General features: G+C 73.5%; 26 protein-coding genes and 1 pseudogene. 14 read left to right on the top strand and 13 right to left on the bottom strand.

The window, feature by feature from the left end:
- Nucleotides 1-26 precede the first annotated feature (26 nt).
- Entirely contained in the window at nt 27-728 is a 702-nt protein-coding gene (locus ACR80Q_RS03120; protein ID WP_435376108.1) for a Rid family hydrolase, read from the top strand.
- A 62-nt stretch (nt 729-790) separates the two neighbouring features.
- Here ACR80Q_RS03120 and ACR80Q_RS03115 read toward each other — a convergent pair whose 3' ends face one another.
- Nucleotides 791-1,117 carry a putative quinol monooxygenase gene (locus ACR80Q_RS03115; protein WP_435376107.1) on the bottom strand — a complete coding sequence of 109 codons (327 nt, stop codon included), beginning with the start codon at nt 1,115-1,117 and terminating at the stop codon, nt 791-793.
- Between the two features lie 137 nt (nt 1,118-1,254).
- Between ACR80Q_RS03115 and ACR80Q_RS03110 the strand changes: the two genes are divergently transcribed.
- Nucleotides 1,255-2,622 carry a short-chain fatty acid transporter gene (locus ACR80Q_RS03110; RefSeq protein WP_435376106.1) on the top strand — a complete coding sequence of 456 codons (1,368 nt, stop codon included), beginning with the start codon at nt 1,255-1,257 and terminating at the stop codon, nt 2,620-2,622.
- Between the two features lie 75 nt (nt 2,623-2,697).
- Nucleotides 2,698-3,129 (top strand): hypothetical protein, encoded by a 432-nt coding sequence (locus ACR80Q_RS03105; protein ID WP_435376105.1) that lies wholly within the window; start codon nt 2,698-2,700, stop codon nt 3,127-3,129.
- Nucleotides 3,130-3,136: 7 nt separating this feature from the next.
- Here the strand turns inward: ACR80Q_RS03105 and ACR80Q_RS03100 are convergent, their stop codons facing one another.
- Genes ACR80Q_RS03100 through ACR80Q_RS03085 form a run of 4 tightly spaced genes read right to left on the bottom strand, consistent with a single transcriptional unit; the run spans nt 3,137 to nt 7,924 of the window.
- On the bottom strand, nt 3,137-4,861 hold the full coding sequence (locus ACR80Q_RS03100) for a glycoside hydrolase family 13 protein (protein WP_435376104.1): 1,725 nt from the start codon (nt 4,859-4,861) through the stop codon (nt 3,137-3,139).
- A complete protein-coding gene (locus tag ACR80Q_RS03095; protein ID WP_435376103.1) occupies nt 4,858-5,751 on the bottom strand; it encodes a carbohydrate ABC transporter permease in 894 nt (297 codons plus the stop codon). Before ACR80Q_RS03095 ends, ACR80Q_RS03100 begins: the two co-directional genes overlap by 4 nt.
- Entirely contained in the window at nt 5,751-6,677 is a 927-nt protein-coding gene (locus tag ACR80Q_RS03090; protein ID WP_435376102.1) for a carbohydrate ABC transporter permease, read from the bottom strand. Before ACR80Q_RS03090 ends, ACR80Q_RS03095 begins: the two co-directional genes overlap by 1 nt.
- Nucleotides 6,674-7,924: an ABC transporter substrate-binding protein gene (locus ACR80Q_RS03085; RefSeq protein ID WP_435376101.1), complete on the bottom strand. Its 1,251-nt coding sequence runs from the start codon at nt 7,922-7,924 to the stop codon at nt 6,674-6,676. The genes ACR80Q_RS03090 and ACR80Q_RS03085 overlap by 4 nt, the downstream gene beginning before the upstream one ends.
- Before the next feature lie 157 nt (nt 7,925-8,081).
- On the opposite strand from ACR80Q_RS03085, the gene ACR80Q_RS03080 reads away from it, so the two are divergent.
- The 5 genes from ACR80Q_RS03080 (at nt 8,082) to ACR80Q_RS03060 (ending at nt 13,436) form a co-directional block, all read left to right on the top strand.
- Nucleotides 8,082-9,278: an ROK family protein gene (locus ACR80Q_RS03080; RefSeq protein ID WP_435376100.1), complete on the top strand. Its 1,197-nt coding sequence runs from the start codon at nt 8,082-8,084 to the stop codon at nt 9,276-9,278.
- The gene (locus ACR80Q_RS03075) at nt 9,275-10,303 is read left to right on the top strand and encodes an NAD(P)-dependent alcohol dehydrogenase (protein WP_435376099.1); all 1,029 of its coding nucleotides are present in this window, start codon (nt 9,275-9,277) and stop codon (nt 10,301-10,303) included. Before ACR80Q_RS03080 ends, ACR80Q_RS03075 begins: the two co-directional genes overlap by 4 nt.
- 55 nt (nt 10,304-10,358) lie before the next feature.
- Nucleotides 10,359-11,849 (top strand): cardiolipin synthase, encoded by a 1,491-nt coding sequence (gene cls / locus ACR80Q_RS03070; protein WP_435376098.1) that lies wholly within the window; start codon nt 10,359-10,361, stop codon nt 11,847-11,849.
- A 123-nt stretch (nt 11,850-11,972) separates the two neighbouring features.
- Nucleotides 11,973-12,875 carry an NAD-dependent epimerase/dehydratase family protein gene (locus ACR80Q_RS03065; protein ID WP_435376097.1) on the top strand — a complete coding sequence of 301 codons (903 nt, stop codon included), beginning with the start codon at nt 11,973-11,975 and terminating at the stop codon, nt 12,873-12,875.
- 114 nt (nt 12,876-12,989) lie between these two features.
- Nucleotides 12,990-13,436, top strand: coding sequence for a DUF1801 domain-containing protein (locus ACR80Q_RS03060; protein WP_435376095.1), 447 nt, complete (start codon nt 12,990-12,992; stop codon nt 13,434-13,436).
- An 11-nt stretch (nt 13,437-13,447) separates the two neighbouring features.
- On the opposite strand, the gene ACR80Q_RS03055 is transcribed toward ACR80Q_RS03060, so the two are convergent.
- Nucleotides 13,448-15,358, bottom strand: a complete 1,911-nt coding sequence (locus ACR80Q_RS03055; protein ID WP_435376094.1) for a M64 family metallopeptidase — start codon at nt 15,356-15,358, stop codon at nt 13,448-13,450.
- Nucleotides 15,359-15,361: 3 nt separating this feature from the next.
- Nucleotides 15,362-15,862, bottom strand: coding sequence for a hypothetical protein (locus ACR80Q_RS03050; protein WP_435376093.1), 501 nt, complete (start codon nt 15,860-15,862; stop codon nt 15,362-15,364).
- Between the two features lie 224 nt (nt 15,863-16,086).
- Here ACR80Q_RS03050 and ACR80Q_RS03045 point away from each other — a divergent pair, with 224 nt between their 5' ends.
- Nucleotides 16,087-16,893: a PIG-L deacetylase family protein gene (locus ACR80Q_RS03045; RefSeq protein ID WP_435376092.1), complete on the top strand. Its 807-nt coding sequence runs from the start codon at nt 16,087-16,089 to the stop codon at nt 16,891-16,893.
- A 314-nt stretch (nt 16,894-17,207) separates the two neighbouring features.
- Here ACR80Q_RS03045 and ACR80Q_RS03040 read toward each other — a convergent pair whose 3' ends face one another.
- The 4 genes and pseudogenes from ACR80Q_RS03040 to ACR80Q_RS03025 form a co-directional block, all read right to left on the bottom strand.
- Nucleotides 17,208-17,591 (bottom strand): type II toxin-antitoxin system VapC family toxin, encoded by a 384-nt coding sequence (locus tag ACR80Q_RS03040; protein ID WP_435376091.1) that lies wholly within the window; start codon nt 17,589-17,591, stop codon nt 17,208-17,210.
- A 232-nt stretch (nt 17,592-17,823) separates the two neighbouring features.
- Nucleotides 17,824-17,934 (bottom strand): annotated as a pseudogene (locus tag ACR80Q_RS03035) (ThuA domain-containing protein); the annotation flags it as partial.
- Nucleotides 17,935-17,937: 3 nt separating this feature from the next.
- The gene (locus tag ACR80Q_RS03030) at nt 17,938-20,070 is read right to left on the bottom strand and encodes a helicase-associated domain-containing protein (protein WP_435376090.1); all 2,133 of its coding nucleotides are present in this window, start codon (nt 20,068-20,070) and stop codon (nt 17,938-17,940) included.
- A gap of 135 nt (nt 20,071-20,205) precedes the next feature.
- The gene (locus tag ACR80Q_RS03025) at nt 20,206-20,670 is read right to left on the bottom strand and encodes a hypothetical protein (RefSeq protein WP_435376089.1); all 465 of its coding nucleotides are present in this window, start codon (nt 20,668-20,670) and stop codon (nt 20,206-20,208) included.
- A gap of 101 nt (nt 20,671-20,771) precedes the next feature.
- On the opposite strand from ACR80Q_RS03025, the gene ACR80Q_RS03020 reads away from it, so the two are divergent.
- The 5 genes from ACR80Q_RS03020 to ACR80Q_RS03000 all read left to right on the top strand — a co-directional run bounded on the left by ACR80Q_RS03020 (nt 20,772) and on the right by ACR80Q_RS03000 (nt 23,453).
- The gene (locus tag ACR80Q_RS03020; protein ID WP_435376088.1) at nt 20,772-21,011 is read left to right on the top strand and encodes a type II toxin-antitoxin system Phd/YefM family antitoxin; all 240 of its coding nucleotides are present in this window, start codon (nt 20,772-20,774) and stop codon (nt 21,009-21,011) included.
- Entirely contained in the window at nt 21,008-21,376 is a 369-nt protein-coding gene (locus ACR80Q_RS03015) for a type II toxin-antitoxin system VapC family toxin (RefSeq protein ID WP_435376087.1), read from the top strand. Before ACR80Q_RS03020 ends, ACR80Q_RS03015 begins: the two co-directional genes overlap by 4 nt.
- 167 nt (nt 21,377-21,543) lie before the next feature.
- The gene (locus ACR80Q_RS03010) at nt 21,544-22,809 is read left to right on the top strand and encodes an acyl-CoA dehydrogenase family protein (RefSeq protein WP_435376086.1); all 1,266 of its coding nucleotides are present in this window, start codon (nt 21,544-21,546) and stop codon (nt 22,807-22,809) included.
- Nucleotides 22,810-22,884: 75 nt separating this feature from the next.
- Entirely contained in the window at nt 22,885-23,115 is a 231-nt protein-coding gene (locus tag ACR80Q_RS03005) for a hypothetical protein (protein ID WP_435376085.1), read from the top strand.
- Nucleotides 23,082-23,453, top strand: coding sequence for a type II toxin-antitoxin system PemK/MazF family toxin (locus tag ACR80Q_RS03000; protein WP_435376084.1), 372 nt, complete (start codon nt 23,082-23,084; stop codon nt 23,451-23,453). Before ACR80Q_RS03005 ends, ACR80Q_RS03000 begins: the two co-directional genes overlap by 34 nt.
- Before the next feature lie 233 nt (nt 23,454-23,686).
- On the opposite strand, the gene ACR80Q_RS02995 is transcribed toward ACR80Q_RS03000, so the two are convergent.
- Together ACR80Q_RS02995 and ACR80Q_RS02990 are read right to left on the bottom strand one after the other, a co-directional pair.
- Nucleotides 23,687-24,679 carry a nuclease-related domain-containing protein gene (locus ACR80Q_RS02995; RefSeq protein ID WP_435376083.1) on the bottom strand — a complete coding sequence of 331 codons (993 nt, stop codon included), beginning with the start codon at nt 24,677-24,679 and terminating at the stop codon, nt 23,687-23,689.
- A 110-nt stretch (nt 24,680-24,789) separates the two neighbouring features.
- Nucleotides 24,790-25,605, bottom strand: an 816-nt coding sequence (locus ACR80Q_RS02990; protein WP_435376082.1) for a DUF3427 domain-containing protein, incomplete at its 5' end; no start/stop codon positions are given.

Raw genomic sequence — 25,605 nt, 5'->3', positions numbered from 1 at the left:
CGCTCGACCCCACCCGAAGGAGACCCATGTCCCTGCGCATGCCCGTCCGCCCCCGCGTGCTCGTCGCCGCGTCCGTCGTCGCCGGCATCGTCCTCGGCGCCGGTGGTGCCGCGGTCGCCGCCGACCTGGTCCCCCGTCCGCGCGAGGTCGTCTACACGATCCCGCCGCTGGCCAACGGCGGGGTCAGCCCCGACCCGTTCCTGGCGGCCGGGGTCGGCACGGGCGTCAACGTCGCGACCTACAAGTCGTCAGGAACCGGCCCGGCGGCCCGCAACACAGCCGCCCCGGCCGGGTCACCCGAGCGCTACATCGACTACGCGGTCCTGGCCGAGCTCTACCCGGGCTTCGCGCCCACCACCGAGCAGCGGGCCGCCGGGGCGCTGCCCCCGGGGGTGTCCATCACCGAGGCCCAGGGCCTCAACACGATGGCCCGGGTGCAGGAGAACTTCGCCGCGGCCGGGCTGCAGCTGGACGCGCTGACCTTCATGCGGATCTACGTCGACAACCCGCCCGGCGCCGCGACGGGCGACTACGCCGGCTGGAACCGGGCGTACCGCAAGTTCGTCGCCAACGTCAGCCGGACGACCGGCGAGGTCATCCCGGCCTACGCGCCCGTCCTGTACGAGAACGAGACCCGCCCGGCGCGGTCCAACATCGAGGTCGCCACGCTGCCCGTCGCCGGCTGGCTGGTCGAGATCGAGGCCGAGGGCCACTACGGCTCGCGCTGACCCACCCGCACCCGCACGACGCCCCCGACCGGCACGCACCGGTCGGGGGCGTCGTCGTCCGGTCACCCCTCGACGCCCATCTCCCCCAGCTCCGACCAGTCGTCCTGGTCGACCTCCTGGCTGACGATCCGGGGCGTCGCCGCCAGGTAGGGGGGCAGCGTCTGCTGGGCGGCGGCGAAGTGCGCCGACCGCACGTGGGCGCCACCGGCCTCGCCGTCGCGGAACGCCTCCACCAGGACGTAGCGGGCGGGGTCGTCCACCGACCGCGACCAGAAGAACCACAGGCAGCCGGGCTCGGCCCGGGTCGCCTCCGTGAACTCGCGCGAGATCTCGGGCCAGGCGTCGGCGTGCTCGGGCTTCACCTGGAACGTGGCGGTGATGAAGATCATCCGGGGGTGTCCTCTCGTGGTCGGTGGCCCGCATGATGCCAACCGGCGGCACGACCGGCGACGCGGGACCGGCGCCCGGATCGTCTAGGTTCATCCCCGCCCCCTGCCGCTCCGCCCCGCCCACGAAGGACCTGACGATGACGTCAACCGCCCCCACCGCCCGCCGCAACCCGTTCGAGCGGGTGATGGGCCCGGTCAACACCGTCGTGGAGCGCTACATCCCCAGCGCCCTGGTCTTCGCCATCGTGCTGACGGTCGTGGTGGCGCTCATGGCGCTGCTGCTCACCGACTCCGGACCGGTCGACGTGCTCGTCGGCTGGGGCGACGGCCTCGCCGGTCTGCTGGCCTTCATCACGCAGATGGCCCTGATCCTGCTGCTGGGCCACATGCTGGCCAACACCCGTCCGGTCCGCCGGCTGCTGACGCGCCTCGGCGGGCTGCCCCGGACCCCGGTGCAGGCCTACGTGTTCGTGTTCGCCGTCGCCGCCGCGGCGTCGCTGGTCCAGTGGGGCCTCGGGCTGGTCGTCGGCGGGCTGCTGGCCCGCGAGGTCGCCGCGCAGGCCCGCGAGAAGGGGCTGAAGCTGCACTTCCCGATGCTGGTCGCGGCCGGGTTCTCCGGCTTCGTGGTGTGGCACATGGGCTACTCCGGCTCGGGCCCGCTGACCGCCGCGACCGAGGGCTCGTTCATCGCCGAGCAGCTCGGCACCACCATCCCGGTCTCCGAGACCACCTTCGCGACGTGGAACGTCGTGGCGGCGCTGGTCACGGTCGTCGCCGTCGGGATCGCCCTGGCCCTGGTGTCCCCGCGCGGGGACGACGTCGTCGAGCTGACGGTCGACGCCCGCGCCGCCGAGGTCGCGCTCGACGACGAGGTGGTGACCCCCGCGGACCGGGTCGACGCCAGCCGCGTCCTCACGCTGCTGCTGGGCCTCGCCCTGGTCGCCTACCTGGTCGTCTACTACGCCCGCGGCGGCAGCCCGACCCTCGACATCGTCAACTGGTCGTTCCTGGCCCTGATCTTCCTGCTGGTGCGCAGCCCGTTCGAGGCCATCGCGCTCACCCGCGAGGCGGCGTCAAACGTCGGCGACATCCTGCTGCAGTTCCCGCTGTACGCCGGGATCCTCGGGATGATGACGGCCACCGGCCTCATCCAGGTGATCTCGGACTTCTTCGTCAGCGTGTCCACCGAGCAGACCTTCGGCGTGTTCGCGTTCCTGTCCGCCGGGCTCGTCAACTTCTTCGTCCCCTCCGGCGGCGGTCAGTTCGCCGTGCAGGCGCCGATCATGCTCGACGCCGCCGCCCAGCTGGGCGTCGACCCGAGGGTCGCGATCATGGCCGTGTCCTACGGCGACCAGTGGACCAACATGATCCAGCCGTTCTGGGCGCTCCCGCTGCTGGCCATCGCCGGTCTCAAGATGCGCGACATCCTCGGCTACACGATGGTCACCCTGGTCGTGTCCGGTGTGGTGTTCGCGTCCGCGCTGCTCATCGTCGGAGCGGGCTGAGCGGGCCGAGCAGCCCTCGACCGCGCGTCGCCCGACCGTGGCCCCGCGCCCGTCCGGTCCGTAGGCTCACGCGGCGTGAGCACACGACAGGACGGGTCTCGGACGGCGAGCATCACGGTGCTCGTCGTCCTCATGGTCAGCGCCTGGCTGCCGACGCTCGTGGCCATGCGGGAGGGCTTCGACGGGGTGGTGTGGACCTGGCTGGTGGTGGCGGGGCTGCTGGTGTCCCTGGCCTGCGCGGGGCTGCTGGCCGGCCCGCGCCTGATGGCGAGGCCCGTCGCGCCGGACTGGGGCCGGGGCACGGGTTTCGGCCTGGTCGCGATCGCCTCGACCGTCCTGCTGGGGTCGGTGCTGCTCCGCCTCTACGGCGGGAGCACGATCTCCACCGGCGTCCTCCCGCAGTTCGTCGTCCTGACCACGGTGCCGGTCGTCGCCACCGTCGCCTGGCTGCTGCTGCGGGGTCGCAGGGCGGCGGCGGACCCGGTGCTGACCGACGACCCGGCGTGAGCCGGCCTCAGCCGACCCGCAGCACCCACGCCTCCCACGGCCGCAGCACCTGCCGGTCCTCGGTGTCCGGGTGGTTGCCGAGCACCAGGTCGCCGTCCGTCACCTCGGGCAGCAGGTCGGCCACCGGGACGGCGCTGGAGCCCACGTTGCAGACCACCAGCAGCTCGTCCTCCCCCAGCCGACGGGTGAACGCGTAGACCTGCTCGTGCTCCGGCAGCAGCATGTGGAAGTCGCCGAGCTGCACCACCGGGTCCTCGTGGCGCAGCGCGATCAGCCGGCGGTGGTGCGCGAGCACCGAGTGCGGGTCGTCCCGCTGGGCGGCGACGTTCCAGTCGACGTGGTCGGGGTTGACCGCCAGCCACGGCGTGCCGGTGGTGAACCCGGCCTGCGCGCCCGCGTCCCACTGCACCGGGGTGCGGGCGTTGTCGCGACCCCCGAACCGGATGCCGGCCATCACGGCGTCCGGGTCGTGGCCCGCGGCGAGGGCCCCACGCGCCCAGTTGACGCTCTCGATGTCGGCCACCTCGTCGAGCGACGCGAACGGGTGGTTGGCCATCCCGATCTCCTCGCCCTGGTAGACGTAGGGCGTCCCGCGGTGCAGGTGCAGCAGCGTGGCCAGGCACGTCGCGGAGGCCCGACGGTGCTCGGGGCTGTCGTCGCCGAAGCGTGACACCGCCCGCGGCTGGTCGTGGTTGTCCCAGTAGAGCGAGTTCCAACCGACCTCGGCCAGACCGGCCTGCCACCGCCCGAACGAGGCCTTGAGGTCCCGCAACGCCAGCGGCTTCGGGTCGAACTTGCCGCCGGGCCCGTGGTCGAGGCCGACGTGCTCGAACTGGAACACCATGTCGACCTCGGCCCGGGCCGGGTCGGTGAACCGCCGGGCCTGCTCGACCGTGACGCCGGGCATCTCGCCCACCGTGATGAGCTGCGCGTCCCGGCCGGCGAACACCTCGCGGTGCATCTCGGCGAGGAACTCGTGGATGCGCGGCCCGCACACGGTCTCCGGACCACGGTCACCGTAGGGGGACCCGTCGTGCGACGGCCCGTCGTGCAGCCCGCCGTCGGCCTCGACCCGCTTGGAGATCAGGTTGATGACGTCCATCCGGAAGCCGTCGACCCCCCGGTCCAGCCACCAGCGCATCATCTCGTGGACGGCCGCGCGGACCGCGGGGTTCTCCCAGTTGAGGTCGGGCTGCTTGCGGCTGAACAGGTGCAGGTAGTACTCGCCGCTGGCCTCGTCGAGCTCCCAGGCCGGCCCGGAGAAGAAGCTCTCCCAGTTGGTCGGCTCCGCGCCGGGGGCGCCCGCGGCCATGCCCTCGCGGGCCGGGCGCCACCAGTACCAGTCGCGCTTGGGGTTGTCGGTCGACGACCGGGACTCCACGAACCACGGGTGCTCGTCGGAGGTGTGGTTGACGACCAGGTCCATGACGAGCTTGATGCCGCGGGAGTGCAGCCCGGCGACGAGCTCGTCGAGCTGCTGCAGCGTGCCGAACGTGGGGTCGACGTCCTGGTAGTCGCTGATGTCGTAGCCGTTGTCGTCCTGCGGGGACGGGTACAGCGGCGACAGCCACAGCACGTCCACGCCCAGGTCGGCCAGGTGGTCCAGACGCTGCAGGATGCCGCCCAGGTCACCGACGCCGTCGCCGTCGGAGTCCGCGAACGACCGCGGGTAGACCTGGTACACGACGGCCTTCGTCCACCACGGTGCGTCCTGCTGGGTCCGGCTGCTCACTTGACGGCTCCTCTCGTGACGCCGGAGATGACCCAGCGCTGGGCGATGACGTAGACGACCAGCAACGGTGCCATCGCCATCAGGTACGAGGCGAACGCGACGGTGTAGTTGGCGCTGAACTGGCTCTGGAACACGTACTGCACCAGCGGGATGGTGGCCGCGGCCGGGTCGGACACGATGACCAGCGGCAGGAGGAAGTCGTTCCACGCCCACAGGCAGGTGAGGATGCCGACGGTGGCGTTCATGGGAGCCAGCAGCGGGAAGATGATCCGCCAGAACACCGTCCACGTGCCGGCGCCGTCGACGTGCGCGGCCTCCTCCAGCGACAGCGGGATCGACCGGATGTAGGCCACGAACAGGAACACGTTGAACGACAGCCCGTAGACCACGTAGAGGAAGATCAGCCCGGCCTGGTTGTCCATCCCCAGCATCGCGGTCTGCTTGGCCACCGGCAGCATGAGGATGGGGAACGGCACGAACAGCGCCGACACGAAGAAGTAGAACAGCACCCGGAACCGGCGCCGGTCCCAGTTGCGGGCGATGGCGTAGGCCACCATCGAGTTGGTCAGCAGCGTGAGGACGACGGTGGACACGGTGATGAGCGCGGAGTTCATCAGCGCCCGCGGGAAGTCGGTCAGCGTCCACGCGTCGGCGAAGTTGGCCCAGCGCACCTCGGTCGGCAGGCCGAAGCCGCTGCCGCCGAGCTGGTCCGGGGTCTTGAGCGCGGTGACGACCGTGAAGTACAGCGGGACCAGGACGGTCAGCGACAGCACCGCCAGCAGGGCGGTGAGCCACCAGCTGGGGCCGCTCAGGCCGGGACCCCGGCGACGGCGACGGGGGCGGTCGGTGCCGGCCACGGCCGGACGGGACTCGAGGTTGGTCGTGCTCATCAGACGTCCGCCTCCCGACGGGTCAGGACCTTCAGCTGGACGACGGCGAACACGACGATGACGGCCATGAACACCACGGCGTTGGCCATCTGGTAGCCGTACTCGCCGCCCTGGAACCCGCCGCGGTAGATGACGAGGCCGACGGACTCCGTCGCCGTCCCCGGACCCCCGTTGGTGGTGGCGACGATGTGGTCGAAGACCTGCAGGAAGTTCTTCAGCGACAGCACCATGTTGATGGTGAAGAACCCCGCGATGAGCGGGAACGTGATGCTGCGGAACCGACGCCACGGGCCGGCGCCGTCGATGGCGGCCGCCTCGTACAGCTCGGGGTCGACCGTCTGCAGCCCGGCGATGTAGATGATGATGTTGAAGGCCGTGGCCTGCCAGACCGCCAGGACCACGATGCCGACCCAGGCGAGGTCGGGGTCCGCGAGGATCGAGCTGGACAGCCGCTCGATCCCCAGGGTGCCGGCGATCGCCGGGACCGACTGCGCGAACAGGTAGTTGAACACGTAGCCGATGACGAGCACCGCGAGGACGTTGGGGATGAAGTACACCCCGCGCAGCGTGTTCTTGAGCCGGATCCGGCTGTTCAGGCCGACCGCGAGCGACAGGGCCAGCGCGTTGACGGCGATGGTGGCGACCAGGGCGAACTGGAACGTGAACAGGTAGGAGTCCCGCACCCGGCTGTCGGTGAGGAGCGCCTGGTAGTTGGACAGGCCCACCCACTCCCACGGGCCGTAGCCGGGGTAGTCGGTGAGGCTGTAGAACGCCCCGCTGACGACCGGGACGGTGTGGAACACGACGAACAGCAGCGCGGCCGGCAGAACCATCAGGTAGAACGCGCCGGGGACGCCCGCCCGCCGGCGCCGCCGGGCGGGCGGGGCGGTGGCCGAGGCGGGGCGGGTGGTGGTCGGGGCGCTCACGACGTCACCGACCCGATGCCCCAGGTGCGTCGTTGGGCGACGCGGTCCCAGGCGGTGTCCAGGCGGGACAGCGAGGCGTCGGCGTCACCGGTCACGAGGAACTCCTGCAGCAGGGCCGTCAGGGGGACGGCGGGGATGAACTGGTGGTCGGTGAACCCGACGAGCCGGTCCTCGGCGATGAGGTCCTGGACACCGGCCAGGGCGGGGTCGTCGTTGCTCAGGCCCTGCAGGGTCGGGATGGCGACCTGCTCCTCGCTGTAGCGCTGCACCCGCTCGGGCTCCAGCAGGAACTCCACGAAGGCGCGGGCCTCGTCGGGGACGTCGGTGCCCTCGCCCACGGTGAGGACCACGTCGACGCCGGAGACCAGGGTCGTGTCGGCCGGGTCGTCGGTGGCCGGCAGCGCGAACGTGTCGATGGTGAACTCGGGCTCGAAGCTGCGGATCTGCGGCACCGCGTAGCTGCCGAGCAGCAGCATCGCCGACTCGCCGCGGGCGAAGGCGCTGGTGCCGTCCACGTAGTTGGCGGCGCCGACGTTGGGCTGGGTGAAACCGAACAGGGTCTCGAGCTTGTCGAAGGACTCCCGCCAGCCCTCGGCGAACGTGGTCTCGCCGGCGAACCGCGCCTCGAAGAAGCCGTCGGGGGCGGTCTGGGCCGTGAGGGGCGCCAGCGGCGACTGCGCGGTCCAGGCGTCGCCGAGCATCCCGTAGAACGGGGTGACGCCGTCGGCCTCGAACGCCTCGGCCGTGGCCACCAGCTCGTCGAAGGTCTGCGGGACCTCCTGGCCGTGCTCCTCGAACAGCTCTACGTTGTAGAGCACCCCGCTGGCGTTGGCCGCGTAGGGCAGGCCGTCCACGGCGTCCGGGCCGCTGCGACCCAGGTCGGCCACGACGTCCAGGTAGCCCGGGATGATGTCGTCGACCACCGGCAGCGCGGCCAGGTCGGCGAAGATCCCGGCCGAGGCCAGCTCGCCGTAGGTGCCGTTGGCGTTGAGCGTCATCACGTCGGGCACGTCCTCCTTGACCAGCCGGGTCCGCAGGGCGACCTCGGGGTCGGGGACGTTGTCGACGACGACGTCGACGCCCGGGTTCGCGGCCTCGAACTCCGCCGCGGCGGCCTCGAAGAAGTCCACGGCCTCGGGCTTGAACTGGAAGAACACGAGCTCGGTGCGCTGCTCGCCGCCGGAGCAGCCCGCCAGCAGCAGGGCGGTCGCGGCGACCGCGGCGAGCGGTACGGGTGGTGTCCTCACGGGTTCCCTCTCCATCGAGGTGATGTGGATGAGTTAGTTTCACCACGAAAGCCTCAGAGGGTCAAGGGCGGTCGTCAACCATCTCCGTACCGTCCTGTGTCGCGCATTCGTGCCGTGATAGAACTTTAAGTGCGACCCGACGCGGCGAGGAGGCCCGATGACGACGCCGAGCGACGCCTGGACGTCCCTGGACGGCACCTCGCGCTCCGTCGCGCTGGAGGTGCTGCGTCACGGGCCGCTGTCGCGCAGCGAGCTGGCCCGCCGGCTCGGCCTGTCGCCGGGGTCGCTCACCCGGCTCACCCGTCCGATGCTCGACGGGGGGGTGCTCGTCGAGGACGCCACCCCGCGCGTCGCCCCGCTCGGCCGACCCGTCCGCCCGCTGGACGTGGTGGCCGACGGGCACCGCTTCGTGGGGGTGCGCCTCACGCGGACCGCCGCGACCGCCGTGCTCACGGACCTGCGGGCCCGTCAGCTCGACGTGGTCGACGCCCCGTTGATTGACCTGGCGCCCGAAGCGGTCGTCGCCGTCGTCGCCGGGCTGGTGCAGCGGCTGGCCCCCGACGGCGGCGTGAGCGCGACCGGGGTCGGGCTCGGGGGCCAGGTCCAGGACACGTCGGTGGTGCTGCGGGCCCCGTTCCTCCGGTGGGGACGGGTCCCGCTGGCCGACCTGCTGGCGGACGCGACGGGGGTGCCCACCTGCGTGGAGAACGACCTGGTGGCCCTCACCACCGCCGAGCACTGGTTCGGGGCCGGGGCCGGGCGGGACCACTTCGCGGTGGTCACCCTTGGCGCCGGCATCGGCGAGGGGCTCGTGGTCGGCGGGCGCGTGCTGTCCGGGCCCGAGGCCGGGGTGGGACTGCTCGCCCACGCCCTGCTGGGCGTGCCCGGGCCGCTGTGCTCACGGGGGCACCAGGGCTGTGCGGAGGTGAGCCTGACCGACGGGTCGCTGCTGGCCTCGGCCGCCACCGCCCTGCAGCGGCCCGTGACGTCGCGGCAGCTCCACGACCTGGCCCGCGAGGGCGGCCACCCCGCGGTCGAGCGGCTGCTGGAGGGGGTCGCGGTGTCGCTGGGGCGGTTGGTCGCCCTGGTCGCCAACACCACGCTGTCACCGCTGGTGCTGGTGTCCGGGGAGGGTGTCGACCTGGCCCTGCTGGTGGAGGACCGGGTGCGGGCGGAGGTGCAGGCCCACCGCGACCCGGCCGCCGCAGAGCTGGAGGTGCAGTTCCTGCGCTGCCCGCCGGAGGTGTGGGCCGGCGGTGCGGCGGCCCTGGCGGTGCAGGCGTACGTGTCCGGGTCGCTGGGTGCCCGATCGGACGGACACCTGGTGGGACACGTCCGCGCGCCAGCAGGATGAGCGCCGTGCGCGCGGTGGTCCACGACAGGTACGGCCCGGTCGAGGGGCTCCGGCTGGGCGAGGTCCCCGTCCCCGCGCCGGCGGCCGACGAGGTGCTGGTCCGGGTGGCGGCCAGCTCCGTGCACGTCGACGCCTGGCACACCGTCACCGGCCTGCCCTACGCGCTGCGGCTGATGGGCAACGGCGTCCGCGCACCCCGGCACCGGGTCCCCGGCACCGACGTGGCCGGGACGGTCGAGGCCGTCGGGGCCGACGTCACCCGGTTCCGGCCCGGTCAGCGCGTCTGGGGCGAGACCGTCCGCGGCATCCAGTGGGTCAACGGCGGGGCCTGGGCCGAGCTCGCCACCGCACCGCAGGACGGCCTGGTGGCGACCGGCGACGACCTCGGCGACGTCGAGGCGGCCGCCCTCGGCACGCCCGCGCTGCTGGCCCTGGAGGTGCTCGTCGACCAGGGCCGGTTCCAGGCGGGCCGCAGCGTCCTGGTCAACGGCGCGGCGGGCGCGCTGGGCGGCTTCGTGGTCCAGCTCGCGGTGGCGCTGGGCGCCTCCCGCGTGACCGGCGTCGACGCCGGTGACCGGCTCGACCTGGTGCGGGCGGCCGGTGCGCACGACGCCGTCGACCACCGGGCCGAGGACGTCACCCGGCGCGCCGAGCGGTACGACCTCGTCGTGGACGTGCCGAGCAACCGACCGTTCCGCGACTGGCGACGCGTGGTCGAGCCGGGCGGCGGCTACGTCCGCGTCGGCCACGACCACTACGGCCACGGCATGAACCGGGTGACCGGCAGCATCGCGCCCGTGCTGGCCATGACGGCCGCCTCGCTCGTGGTCCCCCAGCTGCCCCGGCCCCGACGCTCGACACCCCGCCCGCAGCGCCTGGCCCGGCTGGCCGACCTGGTCGCCCGGGGCCGGCTCCGCCCGGTCGTGGACCGGACCTTCCCGCTGGACGACGTGGTCCCGGCGCTGCAGCGGTTGCAGGGCGGGCAGGCACGCGGGCGGCTGGTGCTGGACGTCGCCGCCGGCTGAAGTCGTCCGCCACGGGTCTGGTCGCCGGGTCGTCCGCCGCCGTAGCGTCACCGCCGTGAGCGAGGAGCAGGCCGGCATCCAGATCGGCAACGTCATCGCCCTGGTCCTGGTGCTCGCCCTCGCGGTCACGGCCACGTGGACCGCCGTGGTGGTCGTGCCCAAGGACCGGCGTCCGACGTCGGCCCTGGCGTGGATCCTGCTCATCTACCTGGTGCCGCTGCTGGGGCTGCTCGCGTTCTTCGTCATCGGCAGCCCGCGCCTGCCCGCGTCCCGCCGCGCCCGGCAGAAGGAGATGGACCGCCGTCTGGCCGACCGGGCCGTGGCCGAGGGCCTGGCCCACGAGGTGGCGCCCGGCCCGCCGTGGCTGGAGGGCGTGGCCCGGCAGAACCAGAACGTCGGCCACCTGCCGATGCTGCGCGGCAACGACGCGGTCATCCACGTCGACTACGACGGCGGGATCGCCGCGATGGCCGCAGACATCGCCGCCGCCACGAGGCTGGTGCACGTCGAGTTCTACATCCTGTCGCTGGACGCGGCCACGGAGCCGTTCTTCGCCGCGCTCGAGCAGGCCCTGGCCAACGGCGCCGAGGTGCGGGTCCTGCTCGACCACATCGGCTCGGCGGGCTACCCCGGCTACAAGGCCACGCTGGCCCGGCTCGGGGCGGCGGGCATCCCCTACCGGCTGATGCTGCCGGTGCAACCGCTCAAGGGCCGCTACCAGCGCCCCGACCTGCGCAACCACCGCAAGCTCGTCGTCGTCGACGGCGTCGTCGGCTGGGCCGGGTCGATGAACATGATCGACCGCTCCTACGGCAAGCCGAAGAACATCAGGAAGGGGCTGCAGTGGCAGGACCTGATGGTGCGGGTGCGCGGTCCGGTGGTGCAGGAGCTCGACGCCGTGTTCGTCACCGACTGGTTCAGCGAGAGCGACGAGCTGCTGCCGGTGCGGTCGCCGCAGCGCAGCGTCGACCCCGACGGCGCCGCCGACGAGGGCCCCCTGGCCATCCAGGTCCTGCCGAGCGGTCCCGGGTTCGAGACGGACAACAACCTGCTGATGTTCAACGCGCTGTTCTACTCCGCCCGCACCCGGGTCAGCATCACCAGCCCCTACTTCGTGCCGGACGAGTCCCTGCTCAACGCCATCGTGGCCCTGGGCCTGCGCGGGCTGGACGTGGAGCTGTTCGTGCCCGAGCAGGCCGACCAGTTCATGGTCCACCACGCCCAGCGCTCGTACTTCGAGGTGCTGCTGCTGTCCGGCGTCCGGATCTACCTGTACCCGGAGCCGTTCGTGCTGCACTCCAAGCACGTCAGCATCGACGACGACGTCGCCGTGGTCGGGTCCAGCAACCTCGACATCCGCTCGTTCGAGCTCGACCTCGAGTCGTCGCTGCTGATCCAGGGCCGGTCGTTCGTCGACGAGCTGCGCCGGGTCGAGGACGACTACCGGGCCACCAGCCGGGAGCTGACGCTGGCGGAGTGGCAGCACCGTCCGCGACGGCAGCGGGTGCTGGACAACCTGCTGCGGCTGACGTCAGCGGTGCAGTGACCCGCGACCCCGGGGCAGACGAGAGGGTGCGGCCAGGGGGTGCTGCCGGGGTGTGCCCACCGCCGCACCCCACACGCGTCGTCACGGACGGCGGGAGCGCCGGGCCGCTGGCAGGCTGGAGGCATGGCTGACACCTCCCCCGTCGTGGTCGTGACCGGTGCCAACGGACTGGTCGGGGCCCAGGTCTGCGCCGCCCTCGTCGAGCGTGGGGCCCGGGTGAGGGCGGTCGTCCGACGTCCGGGTACCGCCCCCGACCTGACCGGCGTCACCGAGCACGTCGGCGACTTCGCCGACCCCGACCTGGCCCGGGAGGTGGTCTCGGGCGCCGACGCGGTCGTGACGACCGTGCACCCGATGGGCTCCGACCGGCAGGTCCAGCACGAGGTCGCGGTCGAGGGCACGCCGGTCCTGGCCCGGGCCGCCCGTGACGCCGGCGTGGACCGGTTCGTCCACGTGTCGACGGCCGGGGTGTACGACCGCTCGGCCGGTGTCGGTGACGTGAGCGAGGACAGCGCCCTGGTCGGGGCCGACGGGGGCGACTACGCCGTGACCAAGCTCGACACCGACCGTGCCCTGGCCGGGGTCGACGGCCTGACCACGGTGCTGGTGCGCCCGCCCGCCGTCCTCGGCGCGGGCCGGACGTCGGTCTGGAACACGTTGCGCCCGGCGCAGGTGCGGGACGGCGAGCGCGGCGCCAACCCCGACAGGTCGTTCGCGTGGGTGCACGTGGACGACCTGGCGAGCCTCGTCGCCGACCTGGCCACCGGGGCGACCGTCGTCTCCGACGACCCAGAGCAGGGACCGGTGGCGGGCGGGACCACGGCGGTGGTGGTCGCGGGCGAGCACGCGACGTGGCGCGATTACCACGGCACGGTCACCGACGCCCTGGGCGTCGCGCCCGAGTGGACGGACGAGCCGGTGTGGACCGGTCGGCTGCGGGCGGACCGGGCGCGACGGTGGGGCTGGACGCCGCAGGTCGGGCTGGCCGACGCGATGGCCGAGCTGCGGGCGGGGCTGCGCGGCTGACCTCGCCGGAGCCTGGCTGCGGAGGCAGGACCGGTCACGAACCGAGAAGCGCGCGGGGTCCCGGCCCGCCTAGCGTGACGCAGGCAGGCAGGCATCGGCAGGAGGGCGACGACCATGACCGCGAGCACCAGCACCGGAGGGTTCTCGGCGCAGGAACGAGCCGCGATGAAGCAGCGCTCGAAGGAGCTGCAGGAGGAGGCCGCCCGCCCTCGCGGCGGCAAGAAGGCCGCCGAGGAGCTGGACGTCCTCACCGCCATCGCGGCGATGGCCGACGGCGACCGCGAGATCGCCGAGCGCATCCACCTCATCGTCACCACCACCGCCCCGGAGCTGTCCCCCAAGCTCTGGTACGGGCAGCCGGCCTACGCCAGGAAGGGCACGGTCGTCTGCTTCTTCCGCAGCGGTCAGGGCGACAAGGAGCGGTACTCGACGTTCGGCTTCTCGACCGAGGCGGCGCTGGACCACGAGTGCGGTCTGTGGCCCACCGCCTACGCCGTGACCGAGCTCACCGAGCAGGCCGCCGACACGATCGCGGCGCTGGTCCGGCAGGCCGTCGCCTGACCCCCCGGACCTCAGGTGACCCCGAGCGCGAACCAGCCGGCCCACCCGCCGGTGGCGTTCCACCAGGTCGAGTACACCCGCTCGTCGCTGCCGACGACGAACACGTCCAGGTGCTCGGTGACCCGTGAGATCGCGGCCACCTGACCGCCCGGGCGGCTCACCCCGCCGGACACGTTGAACCAGCCCGCCCACCCACCGGAGGCGTTCCACCACGTGGAGTAGACCCGGTTGTCGGTGCCGACGACGAACAGGTCGAGCTGGTGGTCGTAGCGGGCTACCGCCGTGACGTCCGAGCCGGGCGAGGCGACCCCGCCGGAGACCTGGAACCAGCGGCCCCAGCCCGTCCGGGCGTTCCACCAGGTCGACATGATCTTGCCGTCGGCGGCCGTGGTGAACAGGTCGATCTGGTCCTTGTGCCGGGTGACGACCGTGACCTTGGAGTCGGGTCGGCAGGTGATGCCCGGCAGCGCGAACCACCGGGCCCAGCCGGAGCGCTCGTCCCACCACGTCGAGTAGACCCGGTTGTCGGTCCCGACGGTGAACAGGTCGAGGTGGTGCGGGTAGCGGGCGACGGCCGTCACCGGGGCCCCGGCCGCGGCGACGCCGCCGGAGACGTGGAACCAGTCCCGCGCCCAGCCGGTGCGGGCGTTCCACCAGGTCGACATCGTGCGCCCGTCGGAGGCGGTCGTGAACAGGTCCAGGTGGTCGTCGTAGCGCGAGACCACGTCCACGGTGGAGCCGGCGCGGGCCACGAGCGTGCCCACCCGGAACCAGCCGGACCAGCCCGTGGACTGGTCCCACCAGGCGCTCCACACGCGGTTGTCGGTGCCGACGGTGAACAGGTCGAGGTGACCGGCGTAGCGGTGGACGCCGGTGACGGGGGAACCCTCGCCGCCGGGTGAGGCGATGCCGCCGGAGACGTGGAACCAGCCGGCCCAGCCGACCGGAGGGCTCCACCAGTTGCTCATCGTGCGCCCGTCGGTGGCGACGGCGAACACGTCCAGGTGCTCGGGGAAGCGGGCCAGCACCGTGATGGGTGCCTTCGCCCGCGCGAGCAGCGTGGTCAGCGGCCCCAGCCGGTTCCAGATGACCTGCCGGCAGACCCGGCAGAACGGGGCCCCGAGGTTGCGCATCTTGCAGTCGTGCTCGGGCCGGAACGCGCCGCAGTGGTAGTAGTGCGCGCCCTCGAACGTGCCGACGGTCCCGGCGGGCAGCGGGCTGGGCCGGTAGTCCTCGGTGGCGCAGTCCGGGTTGGTCATGGTCGGGATCGGTGTCGCCGCGGCGACGGCCCAGCGCCACTTGAGGGTGGCGCGGTTGCGGTTGCGCGTGACGTTGGGCTCGGTGGGCTCGGGGCCGGGGTGGTTGGCCCGGTCCGGCTCGTTGCCGCCGGCCCAGTAGGGGTACTCGTCCGCGAGGCCGAAGGCGGTGTGCCCGGCCTCGTGGATGGCGATCTCGGTCGCGCCGTTCGCCAGGGAGTACGTGCCGACCGCCCCACCCGCCCCGCCGTACACGGTCGAGTTGACGACCAGCAGGGCGAGGGTGAACTCCGGCACCTGCGCCGCGGCCGTGGCCAGCACCGTGGCGGTGTTGCACAGCAGCAGCCGTCGGATGCCGGCCCCGCCGAACGTGGCGTCGAAGTACGTGCGGGCCGTGGCCCCCGTGCCGCCCGCCGAGGCGGGGTCGTCGGCGCCGGAGTCGGTGGAACGCACGTTGACCCGGAACACGTTGATGGCCGGTCGCAGGTCGTCGAACGGCGGCGTGGTGGTGAACGCGGTGACGAACGCGGCCGCGGCCGCGTCGAACGCGGGCTGCTGGGCCGCGGTGAAGCCGTCCCCGAGCAGGACGACGTTGAACGCCCGGTTGCGCGGGGCGCTGCCGAACACCTGGGTCGTGCCGATGACGGCACCGTCTGCGGTGGTCATGGCTCAGCGCTCCAGCTCGTAGGTGCCGAGCTCGGTGGCGACCGACGGGGCGCCGTCCCCGGGGGGCGGGGCCGCGCCGTCGCCCGACTCCGCGCGCGCGTCGGCGTCGACGTCGGCCTCCGGCGCGGGGGTCACGCGCAGCAACGTGATGCGGGCGGCGGCCTCCGGGGCGGGGACGACCACGGTGAAGGCCCCCGTCGTCGGGGCCTCGACGCGCACGATCGGCTCCCCCGGCTGCTCCGGGAACACCTCGGCGCTGGTGGGGGGGCCGGAGCGGACGACGACGCGCGCCAGGGCGCTGCCGTCGTCGGCGCGGACCTCGACGACATGACCGTCCAGCGGGGCCGGCTGGTCGACGTCGAAGCCGGTGACGGCGACGTCCACGGGCTGCTGCTGGAGCAGCCGGACCTCGTCGCCGTCGTAGGTGAAGATCAGCCGGACCGCGGGGGTGACGGGCGGCTGCCCGTCCGTCCCGCCGGTCGGCTCGGGAGGGTCAAGGCTCATCGGTGCCTCCGAGGCGAGTGGGTGGTGCCCGGCGGAGGTCGGGCAGCCTCAGGAGGTCAGGTGCGGATCGCGTGATACGGGGCCGGGTCGTCGCCCGCGGCGCGGCCGCCCCCTCGCACCCGACCGGGGTATCACCGCCCGCCCCACGGCCCTCCATGTCGGCAGGAACCAGCCGTCACCGCCGCCCACCGCGACCCGCGGGCGGCGCCGACCGAGGAGCGCCCGTGCCGGAGCTCGCCACCCGTCGACCCGTCGTCGTCGCCGACCTGCACCCCGGTCGGCTCGGCACGGTGCTCGGCGTGTGGGCGCACCCCGACGACGAGACCATGCTGGCCGGCGGGCTCATGCACCTGCTGCGCGGCGGCGGCTCCCGCGTCGTCTGCGCCACGGCGACCCGCGGCGAGCGCGGCACCGACGACCCGGCCCGCTGGCCCCCGCACCGGCTGGCGGCGCAACGGGACCGGGAGCTGCGACGGGCGCTGCGCCGCCTCGGCGTCGACGAGCACCAGTACCTGCGGGCGCCCGGGGCGGGCCTGGTCGACGGCCGGCTGCACGAGGTGCCGTGGGAGCGGGGCGTGGTGGCCGTGGCCGACCTGATCGCCCGGACGGCCCCGGACACCGTCGTCACGTTCGCCCCCGACGGGTTCACCGGCCACGGCGACCACCGCCGGGTGGGCGCCTGGACCGACGCCGCGTTCCGGCTCGCGGGCCGGGACGGCTCCCGGCTACTGCACGTGGCGCGCACCCGGCACTGGTGGCAGGAGGGACCCGGGAGCTGGCTCGACGTCCGGATGGACCTGGACGACCCGCGGCTGCCGCACGGCGTGGCCGACGACGAGCTGGCCCTGGACCTGCAGCTGGACGGCCGTGTGCTCGACCGCAAGGTGTCGGCGCTGAGGGCCCACCGCTCGCAGACGCCGCAGCTGGTCCGGGCGCTGGGTCCGGGACGGCTGCGGGAGTGGCTGGCGCGGGAGCAGTTCGTGCTGGGCGGGGCCGTCGGCGGGCCGGGCGTCGCCGTGTCGTCGGAGTGACGTCAGGCCGGGTCCAGGTGCCGGCGGAAGAGCTCGAGGATCCGCGACCGGGTGCCAGCCGCGCTGGGTCCGTGGAAGCCGTCGTGCACCGTCGCCCCGAGCACCCGGAACACGACCGTCACCTCGCCCGGGCCGTGGTCGTGAAGGAACCTCCCAGGTGGACGGGCAGGGAGCCCGAGGGGCCGGGCAGACGCAGCATCGGTGCGGGTCTCGGGCACCCCCTGCTGGTCCGGCGCCGCGCGCGGCGCCTCGGACGATCCAGGGTCCCAGGGGCGGTGGCCGCGGACCAGGGTCCGGGCGTCGTCGGCCTGGGCTCAGGCGGGCACGACCTCGATCGCCGCCCGGAGCCCGGGGGCCGCCGCGATCCGGGCGTCGCCGGTGACCAGCGGCACGGCCAGCGCCTCCGCGAGGGCGACGTACGTGGCGTCGTGGGCGGTGAGGTTGCCGCGGAGCTCCCACACCCGGGACAGCAACCCCGCGTGGTCGAAGCGGTCGACCTCGAGGCGGCGGTAGGCCTGCAGAGCAGCGGAGGCGAGCGCCGTTTCGACGACGCCGCCGAGCAGCTGTCCTCGGACGGCCGCCGCGACCTCGATGTCGAGCAGATGCGGTGCCGCGAGGTCCGCCGCCGCGATCCTGTCGCGCGACCGGCCGCCGCGCAGCAGCGCCTCGACCATGACGGAGGCGTCGACGACGATCACACGCCGCGGCCCCGGTCACGGTCCAGCTGTTCCAGGATCTGCTCCCGCGTGGGGCGCGGCCCCTCGAGCTCGGCGAGCCCTTCGAGCACGCGGCGGTTGTCAGCGCGGTGGGCCAGGCGCTGGTACTGGACGAGCAGGTACTGGTTCAGCGACAGGCCTGACCGCCTGGCCTCGTCGGACGAGGGGCGCCCCGGCCTCGACCGCGGCCCGCAGCCCGGCCACCTCGTCCTGCTCGATCGTCACGCCCGTTGGCCTGCAGGTACGGGATGAACCGGTCGGTGGCCTCGACGGGCTGGTGCCCGTTCCGGCCGCCCCGGACGACGAGGTCTCGCGTCGGCGTCACCACTCACCCACCGAGGTCCCGCACCTGCCGGGAGAACAGCTCGCCCATCGACTCGCTGTCGACCACGCTGCCACCGAACTCCACCAGAGGCGACGGAGCCCGATCGGGCAGCGCGAGCAGGAGCACCGCCTCGTCGTGGGGTGACGGCGCGGACCCGGGCGGTTGCAGCCGCAGCGAGGTCTCGCTGACGTAGTCGGACACCTCCGCGAGGGGTGACTCGCCGTCGGGGACGACCGCGGTCCCGTCGGCGCCCTCGTGCACCGGCAGGTACCCGGCGGCTCGGATGCGTTCCAGGGCGCGCCCGGCCGGCGCGTCCGCGACCAGCACGCCGGGGGCCAGCAACCGGAGGCCGAGGCCGCGCAGCCGGGAGTCCGCGGCGACCTCGGCGAGCAGCGCGTGGTCCTCGGAACGCAGGTAGCAGGCCGCCTCGCCCAGGCGCAGCACCCCGTGGCGTCGCGCCGTGTCGCGGACCAGGTACGTCAGCGGCTGCGGGACCTCGCCCTCGGCGACGGCGGCCAGCGCCCCCAGCAGGCCGTCCGCGCTGTGCCCGGCGTCCAGCGCCCCGGCCAACGACCGGGCGTCGAAGCGCCACGTCGTGGCCTGGTCGCTGGACTCCCGGGTGGCCATCAGGTCGAGCACCCGGGCGAGCCGCTCCGACGGGTCACCCAGGACGACCGCGGTCAGGTCGGCCTGCAGCCGCGCCGTCCCGGCCGCCGACCCCAGCCACCGCTCCAGCACCGCGACGGCGTCGTCCCCGCTGAGCAGGGCGTGGCCTAGGCTCGACAGCGCCCCGGTCCCGACCACCCCCAGCGCGGTGGCCTCCGCGAGCGCACCCGCCACCAGGGCGGCGCCGTCCTCAGCGCCCAGGCGGACAGGCGCCACCCAGGCGCACAGCCGCACGAGGTCGTCCTGGTCCACGGCGGCCCGGTCCGGCTCGGCGGCGAGCACCCGCAGCAGGACGTGCTTGCTGCCGGCCGAGGTCAGGTGCGACGCGGGCCACCACGTGGTGCCTGGGTCGGCGAGGACCTCCTGCTGCATCCCGAGCCAGGTCAGGACCACCTGGGCGTGGCGCTGCGCCGGGGGCATCCCCGCCCACTCGGACGCCTCGGCGGTGGGTGACAACCGGTCGTCCAGGTGGCCGACGAACCCTGCGGCGTAGGCCAGTGCGACGGCGAACGTCACGTGCGCCGGCTCGGCGCGCAGCAGGCCGGCCAGGCGGGCCCGTTCCCGCTTGCCCAGCGTGCCGTCGCGGTTGAGCCGCAGAGGGGCACGCCCGGCCTCACGCACCAGGTCGGTGACCAGCCGCAGCCCACGGAGGGCAGCCGCGGCGGCGTCCCGGTCGACCTGCTCCCGGGCCAGCGTGGTCGTCGGCAGCAGGGGCTCCTGCCAGTCGAAGGGCGGCCGCCACAGCTGCCCCCGCAGCGCGATGGTCACCTGGGCGGGCAGCTGGTCGGGACCGAACCGGTCGGCGTCGGTGAGGCCCCGCTCGACCAGCCAGGCCCCCGGACCCCGCCGTGGACCGTAGGTCGACCACCCCAGGGCGACCATCCCGTCACCGGCCACAGCGTCGGCCAGGAGCCGCCGGTCCTGCTCCGGCGCCCGGGTGAGCGCCTGGTGCAACCGCTCGCCGTCGGTGAGGACGGCGGCCAGGCGTTCGACGAGGTCGAGCTTGTTGCCGTCGGTGGGCTCGCCCCAGGCCCGCAACGCCTCGCGCAGCCGGTCGTTGGTGCGCCACCCCAGGGCCCGGAGGACGTGAGGGCCCAGTCCGTAGGGGATCCACCGCTCGGCCAGGCCGTCGGCGAGGCACCCGCAGTCCTCGCGCAGCAGCAGGTGGTCGAGCACCTCCAGGCACAGCTCGAGGGCCTCGAGCTCAGCGGCGGTGGACAGCCGCAGGAACTGCGGCAGTGTCGTCGGGTCGTCGTGGCAGCCGACGAGCACCAGGGCCCGCGCGACCTGGAGCGTCGGGGTGTCCAGGGTCCGCACGGCGCGCTCGAGCGACGCGTGGTGGTTGAGCCGGGCGGCGACCTCGTCCAGCGATCGAGGGTCGGCGGGGCCGAGCGCGTCCGGACGAAGGGCGAGCAGCAAGGCCAGGGCGTCGGGGTCCAGCTGGCGGAGGTCCTCGGCGGTGACGGGCACGGGCCCGATCATGCCCGGTGCGCCGTCCCCCGGGACCTCGCCGCGTCCAGCGCTGTGGACGGCGACCGGCTGTCCGGAACCGTGGACAACGCCCGGTCCACCGGCTGCACCTGGACCTGTGGGGAGCCTAACCCTCTAGCGGTCGTGGCTCGACGCCTCCGGGGCCGGGGGCAGAGGGACGAGGGCCAGGCCGGCGGCGACCGCGCCGATCGCGAGGCCCGTCCGGGTGTGCGGCCAGCTCTGCCCGGCGGCCGCGCGCGCCTGCCCCCGACGGAAGATCCATCGCTCGGTGGCGACCACCCCGGCGATCGCGCCGCCCACCGCGACGACACCGGCCAGGACCGCGACCGCCTTGCCGCGCGGGGGCACAGGCTCCGCGTCGGCCATGGCGTCCGCGACGTCGCGGCGGGCCCGGCGTATGTCCGCCAGCGCGGCGAGGGACTCCGGCACGGCCGTCGCCAGGACGACGACCGTCAGACCCGTCTTGGCCCAGCCCCGGGCCGCGCGCGAGCCGATCACGTCGGGGGTGGCGTAGTACGCGGCGGTGGCGGCGCCGGACACCAGGGCTGGCAGCAGGCGTGAGGACAGGGTCTGGGCCATGTCGGATCCTTTCACCTCTCCGCACCGTCGCCCAGGCCTCCACCGATGGCCCGACAACCAGACTGGTTGTTGATGCGGACTACCACGACTAACCTGACCAGATGACCGAGGTGGGCGTCCACGACGCCAAGACCCGACTGTCCGAGCTCCTGCGCGAGGTCGAGGCCGGAGGCGAGGTCGTGGTCACCCGCGGTGGGCGGGCGGTCGCGCGCCTGGTCCCGGTGGAGGCCACCCCGAGCCACGTCGACCGGTTCGGGCTGCTTGCGGCCGAGATCGAGGACCCGGGCGACTGGGCCGACGAGGACGAGATGGCCGACCTCTTCGGGATCCCGCTGCCGTGAGGCTGCTGCTGGACACCCACGCGTTCCTGTGGCTCGTGGCCGGTGACGAACGTCTCCCGGCCAGCGCACGGGCGCTGGTGGCGGGAGCAGAGGTCGTCCTGCTGTCCGCGGCGTCGGTGTGGGAGGCGGAGATCAAGCGGGCGGCGGGCCACCTCGCTGTCCCCCCGGTCGCCGGGTCGGCACGGCGCGCAGACGTCGAGGTGCTGGCCATCAGCGCGGAGCACGCCACCGCCGCGGCCCACCTACCCCTGCACCACCGCGACCCGTTCGACCGGATGCTCGTCGCCCAGGCCCGGGTGGAGAACCTGGTCCTGGTGTCCAAGGACGACGCCGTGCGCCGGTACGGGGTCCCTACCGCCTGGTAGCCACCGGGCCCGGCCGGCCGGGAAGTCCGGTCGCCGGTGCTCAGCCCGCCCGGACGCCTCACCAGGACGCCACGTGTCCACCGTGATGCTGAGGCATCACGCCGCACGACGAGCTGCGGGGCAGGCGCTCGCCGGGCGCACCCGGGACGGCCGCGGGAGGATGGGGCATGTCGACGACCGACGCGCCCGCCGCCCCGAACGCACCGTCGCCCCCGCCGGCCCGCTCACACACCGAGGTCGGGGTCGAGGAGCCCGACTACGACCTCACGGAGCCGCTCGACCCGGACATGGCCGGCGTCTTCCGCGACCTGCCCGCCGCTGACGTGGCCTACCGCGACCGGGCGCGCGCCTTCGTCCAGGACGAGGTGCTGCCGGTCATCGACGGCTTCTGGGACCGCGCCGAGTACCCGGTGCACCTGCTGCGCCGCCTCGGCGAGCTGGACCTGGTCCGGGACGGGGTGGACGTGCCCGGTCGGCCGCCGATGAGCCTGCTGGCCTCCTGCCTGGTGCAGCACGAGCTCAGCCGGGGCGACGGCTCGGTCGCCACCATGGTCGGGGTGCAGGGCGGCCTGGCGCTGCGGTCGGTCGCGATGCTGGGCTCGGACGAGCAGAAGCAGCGCTGGCTAGAGCCGCTCGCGTCGGCGAGCGAGCTCGGGGCGTTCGCGCTGACCGAGCCCACGCACGGTTCGGACTCGGTGAGCCTGGAGACCCGGGCGAGGACCGTCGCGGACGGCTACGTGCTGGACGGGCAGAAGAAGTGGATCGGCAACGGGTCGGCCGGCGGCATGACCGTGGTGTGGGCCCGCGGCGACGACGAGCAGGTCCACGGCTTCCTCGTCCCGCAGGACTCCCCCGGCTACGACGGGCGCACCATCGAGGGCAAGGTCGCGCTCCGGGCGATCTGGCAGGCGCACATCCGTCTGGACGGGGTCCGCCTGGACGCGGACGCGATGCTGCCGGGCGGCCAGAGCTTCAAGGACGCGGCGCGCGTGCTCGCGGCCACTCGCCTCGGCGTCGGCTGGTCGGCGCTCGGGCACGCCACCGCCTGCTACGAGTCCGCGGTGCACTACGCCCGGCAGCGGGTGCAGTTCGGCCGACCGCTGGCCGCCTCGCAGGTGGTGCAGGAACGCCTGGCCCGGATGCTCAGCCAGCTGACCTCGCTGCAGGCCCTGCTCATGTCGCTCACCCGCCTCGCCGAGGCCGGCGACATCCGCGGCGCCCAGGCCTCGCTCGCCAAGTACACCGCCACCCGCACCGCCCGCGTCATCGCCTCCGAGGCCCGTGACCTGCTCGGCGGCAACGGCATCCTGCTGCGTCACCGCGTCGTCCGGCACTTCGCCGACATCGAGGCCATCCACACCTACGAAGGCACCGAGACGGTCCAGGCGCTCATCGTCGGGCGCGACATCACGGGGATCTCGGCCTTCGCGTAGGTCCATTCACTCTTCACCCGAGCGCCGTAGCCAGATCTGTAGACCGCTACGGCTACTTAATCGTAGGCTGAACGCATGAGCACCACGCTGCGCGTCACGACTGAGTTGCGCGACCGCATCAACCGACTGAGGCACGAGCGGCAGACGAGCACCAACGACCTGCTGACCACTGCGCTCGACCGCTACGAAGACGACCAGTTCTGGGCCCGCTACGCCGAAGCGGCCCGGAACGAGTCCGAGACCGGGACGCAGGTGGACCCTGACGACGAGCTGTGGGAGCGCACCTCCTCCGACGGTCCGGCGTGAGCGAGCCGGTCGTCCGGCGGGGTGAGGTGTGGTGGGTCGACCTCGGAGAGCCCATCGGTCATGAGGCCGCCGCCGTGCGACCGGGACTGGTGCTGAGCGACGACCGGTTCAACGTGCACGGTCTCGTGAGCCTCTGCCCCATCACGCGGACCAGGAGCAGCTACCCCACCCGCGTGGAGCTCGAGGCCGGAGGCTCCGGCCTGGCCGAGGTGTCGTACGTGCAGGCTGAGCAGGTGCGGACCGTCAGCAGGAAGCGCCTCACCACCCGCGCCGGCCAGGTGGACCCGGTGGTGTTGGCACAGGTCGAGCAGGTGATCCGCCGGGTTCTGCGCCTTTGAGTCTGCTTCCACCTGCAGGACACGCTCGACGTGCTGGACCTGGCACGCCGGCATGCCCGAGCTGCTCGCGCACGAGTTCCCGGTGGTGCGGTGGGAGACCACCGCGTGCTTGGCCCGGGACGCCTGTCCGACGGGGTCGACGGGGTCGACGGGCAGGGCCTGCAGGAGCGCCTGACAGACGACCCGTTCGGCCTCGGACGCGATGTCGGGCTACTCGGGGTGGGAGTGCGCGGTCACGGGGTGGGTCCTGGCGTTGGGGTCGTCAGGTCAGGGGTCATCGCCGGCACGAGCGAACTCGTCACCAGCTCGACCAGGTGCGGCATCAGCACCATCAGCAGTCCGGCGAACAGCCAGAACGCCACGATGATCGCGACCACCTTGAGCATCACGACCAGGCAGCCCGCGAACAGGCCGCGGGTCGGCCGCCCGGCCGCACTGCGCTTGGAAGCGCGAGGTGTGCCGCTGCGGGGCTGCCGTCGCGCCGCTCGCGTCGATCCGCCCCGACTCACTCGCGGCTGGGTCGCCGAGCCGGTCATCTCCCGCAGGACGGCCTCACCGGGGGCCGGCACGACGGCGGAGGTCAGCTGAGCCGGGCTCGTCGCTCCACCCAGGTGCCGAGCCAGGTACCGGCCGATCGTAATGACCTCGGCCGGGGACAAACGCTCCTCCCGCGCGCTGAGCAACCCGGACAGGTTCTGGAGCCCCACCACCGTCATCGAACTCGTCGACGGGACCGCCGCGAGGTCGGCCCCGGAACCGGCGAGGCAGATGACCGGTCGGACCAGCATCCGATGCCGCGGCTCGAGGAGAGCGGCCACCGCCGCCGCGGCTCGTTCGGCGGCCTCGGCGCACTCGTTCCGCCGGTAGCCGTTCTGGCAGAGCATGCCGTCGGTGGTCGTGACGCGTCCCGTCCAGTTCTTGGCGTCGACGACCCAGACACCCGTCGGTCCGACCGCGACGTGGTCCAGGTTGGCCTTCGGCCGACCGGGCCAGTGGACGTCGTGGACGGTCCGCCATTCCGGGCCGAGTACCTCCAGGGCGGCGCCGACCCGGCGTTCGCCCTCCGCGCCGGCCTCCCACGCCGCTTGCCGCCTGCGCTCGGCCTCGAGCTGCGCCTCCAGGTCCGCGATCCTCGTGCCGTGCCGGCGGGACTGCTCTTCCGCCCCTGCTCCCGCGTTCATGTGCTCCCCCAGCCCCTCGCCCACGACGTCGGACGCTGCGGGCATCGTGTGGGACGGCGGGGGGTGGCGTCAGCCGGTTGGGGGAACACCATCAGGTTGGCGCGTGTTCAGGCGTTCGGTCTCGTTGCTAGCTCGGACCTAGCAGGTTCAGGGCATCAAGCCACCACCGACGCCACCCGGAACGTGTCCACCGGCATCCCGTGCCGCAGCCGCCACGTGATCGCCATCGGCCGCTCCCCCTCGTGCGACACGTACGTCGCCGGCCCCAGGCACTGGTACGTCGCCGCCCCGCCCCAGCTGTTGCTCCGGGTCGGCCGAACGAACAGCAGCACGTGGCTCCCCCGCTCCGCGTGGCGGACGTAACGCTGACCCGTCGGGGACGCTGCCGCGGTGGCGTTCTGCGACTCCCAATGGAACGTGTCCCGGCTGATGGCGTAGTCGCTGTACATGGTCTGCGGCGAGAAGTGCTTCTCGTCCTTGTTCAGGGTGACCAGGAAGGCGTCCGCCCCAGCCTCCTGCGCCCACACGACTCCGGACGCGTGCCCCTGGGTCTTTCGGGGTGAGTCGCCGTCGATGCCGGCCCAGTCAAGCGCAGCGAGGATCTCGTCGCGGCCGTAATGGGCGTGCGTCTGCAGGGTCACCTGCTGCAGCCCCGCCTCCAGCGGCAGGGTGACGTGCTCGGCGTTCGCCAGACCCAGCTCGATGACCTGGCGCAGCTCGTCCCGCACCGCCGGGTGCGCCGCGAGGACGTCGAACGCGTCCTGGTAGCTGGCGTGACCGCCGCCGTTGGGCCACAGCGAGAAGAACATCATCCGCGCGAGCCGCTGCTCCCGCTCCGACAGCTGGTCGTAGGTCCACCCGTCGCCGAGCAGGCGCAGGTACACCGCCACCCGCTCGGCGTCGTCGACGTGGGCGAACGCGCTGGTCCGCTTGAGGAGCTGCTCCTCGGCCGGTCCGGCCGCCGGTGCCGG

The organism is Aquipuribacter aurantiacus (genome assembly GCF_051216895.1).
GTDB lineage: Bacteria > Actinomycetota > Actinomycetes > Actinomycetales > JBBAYJ01 > Aquipuribacter.
The sequence above is the reverse complement of the archived record's forward strand: the minus strand, read 5'-3'. Positions and strand labels throughout refer to the sequence as shown.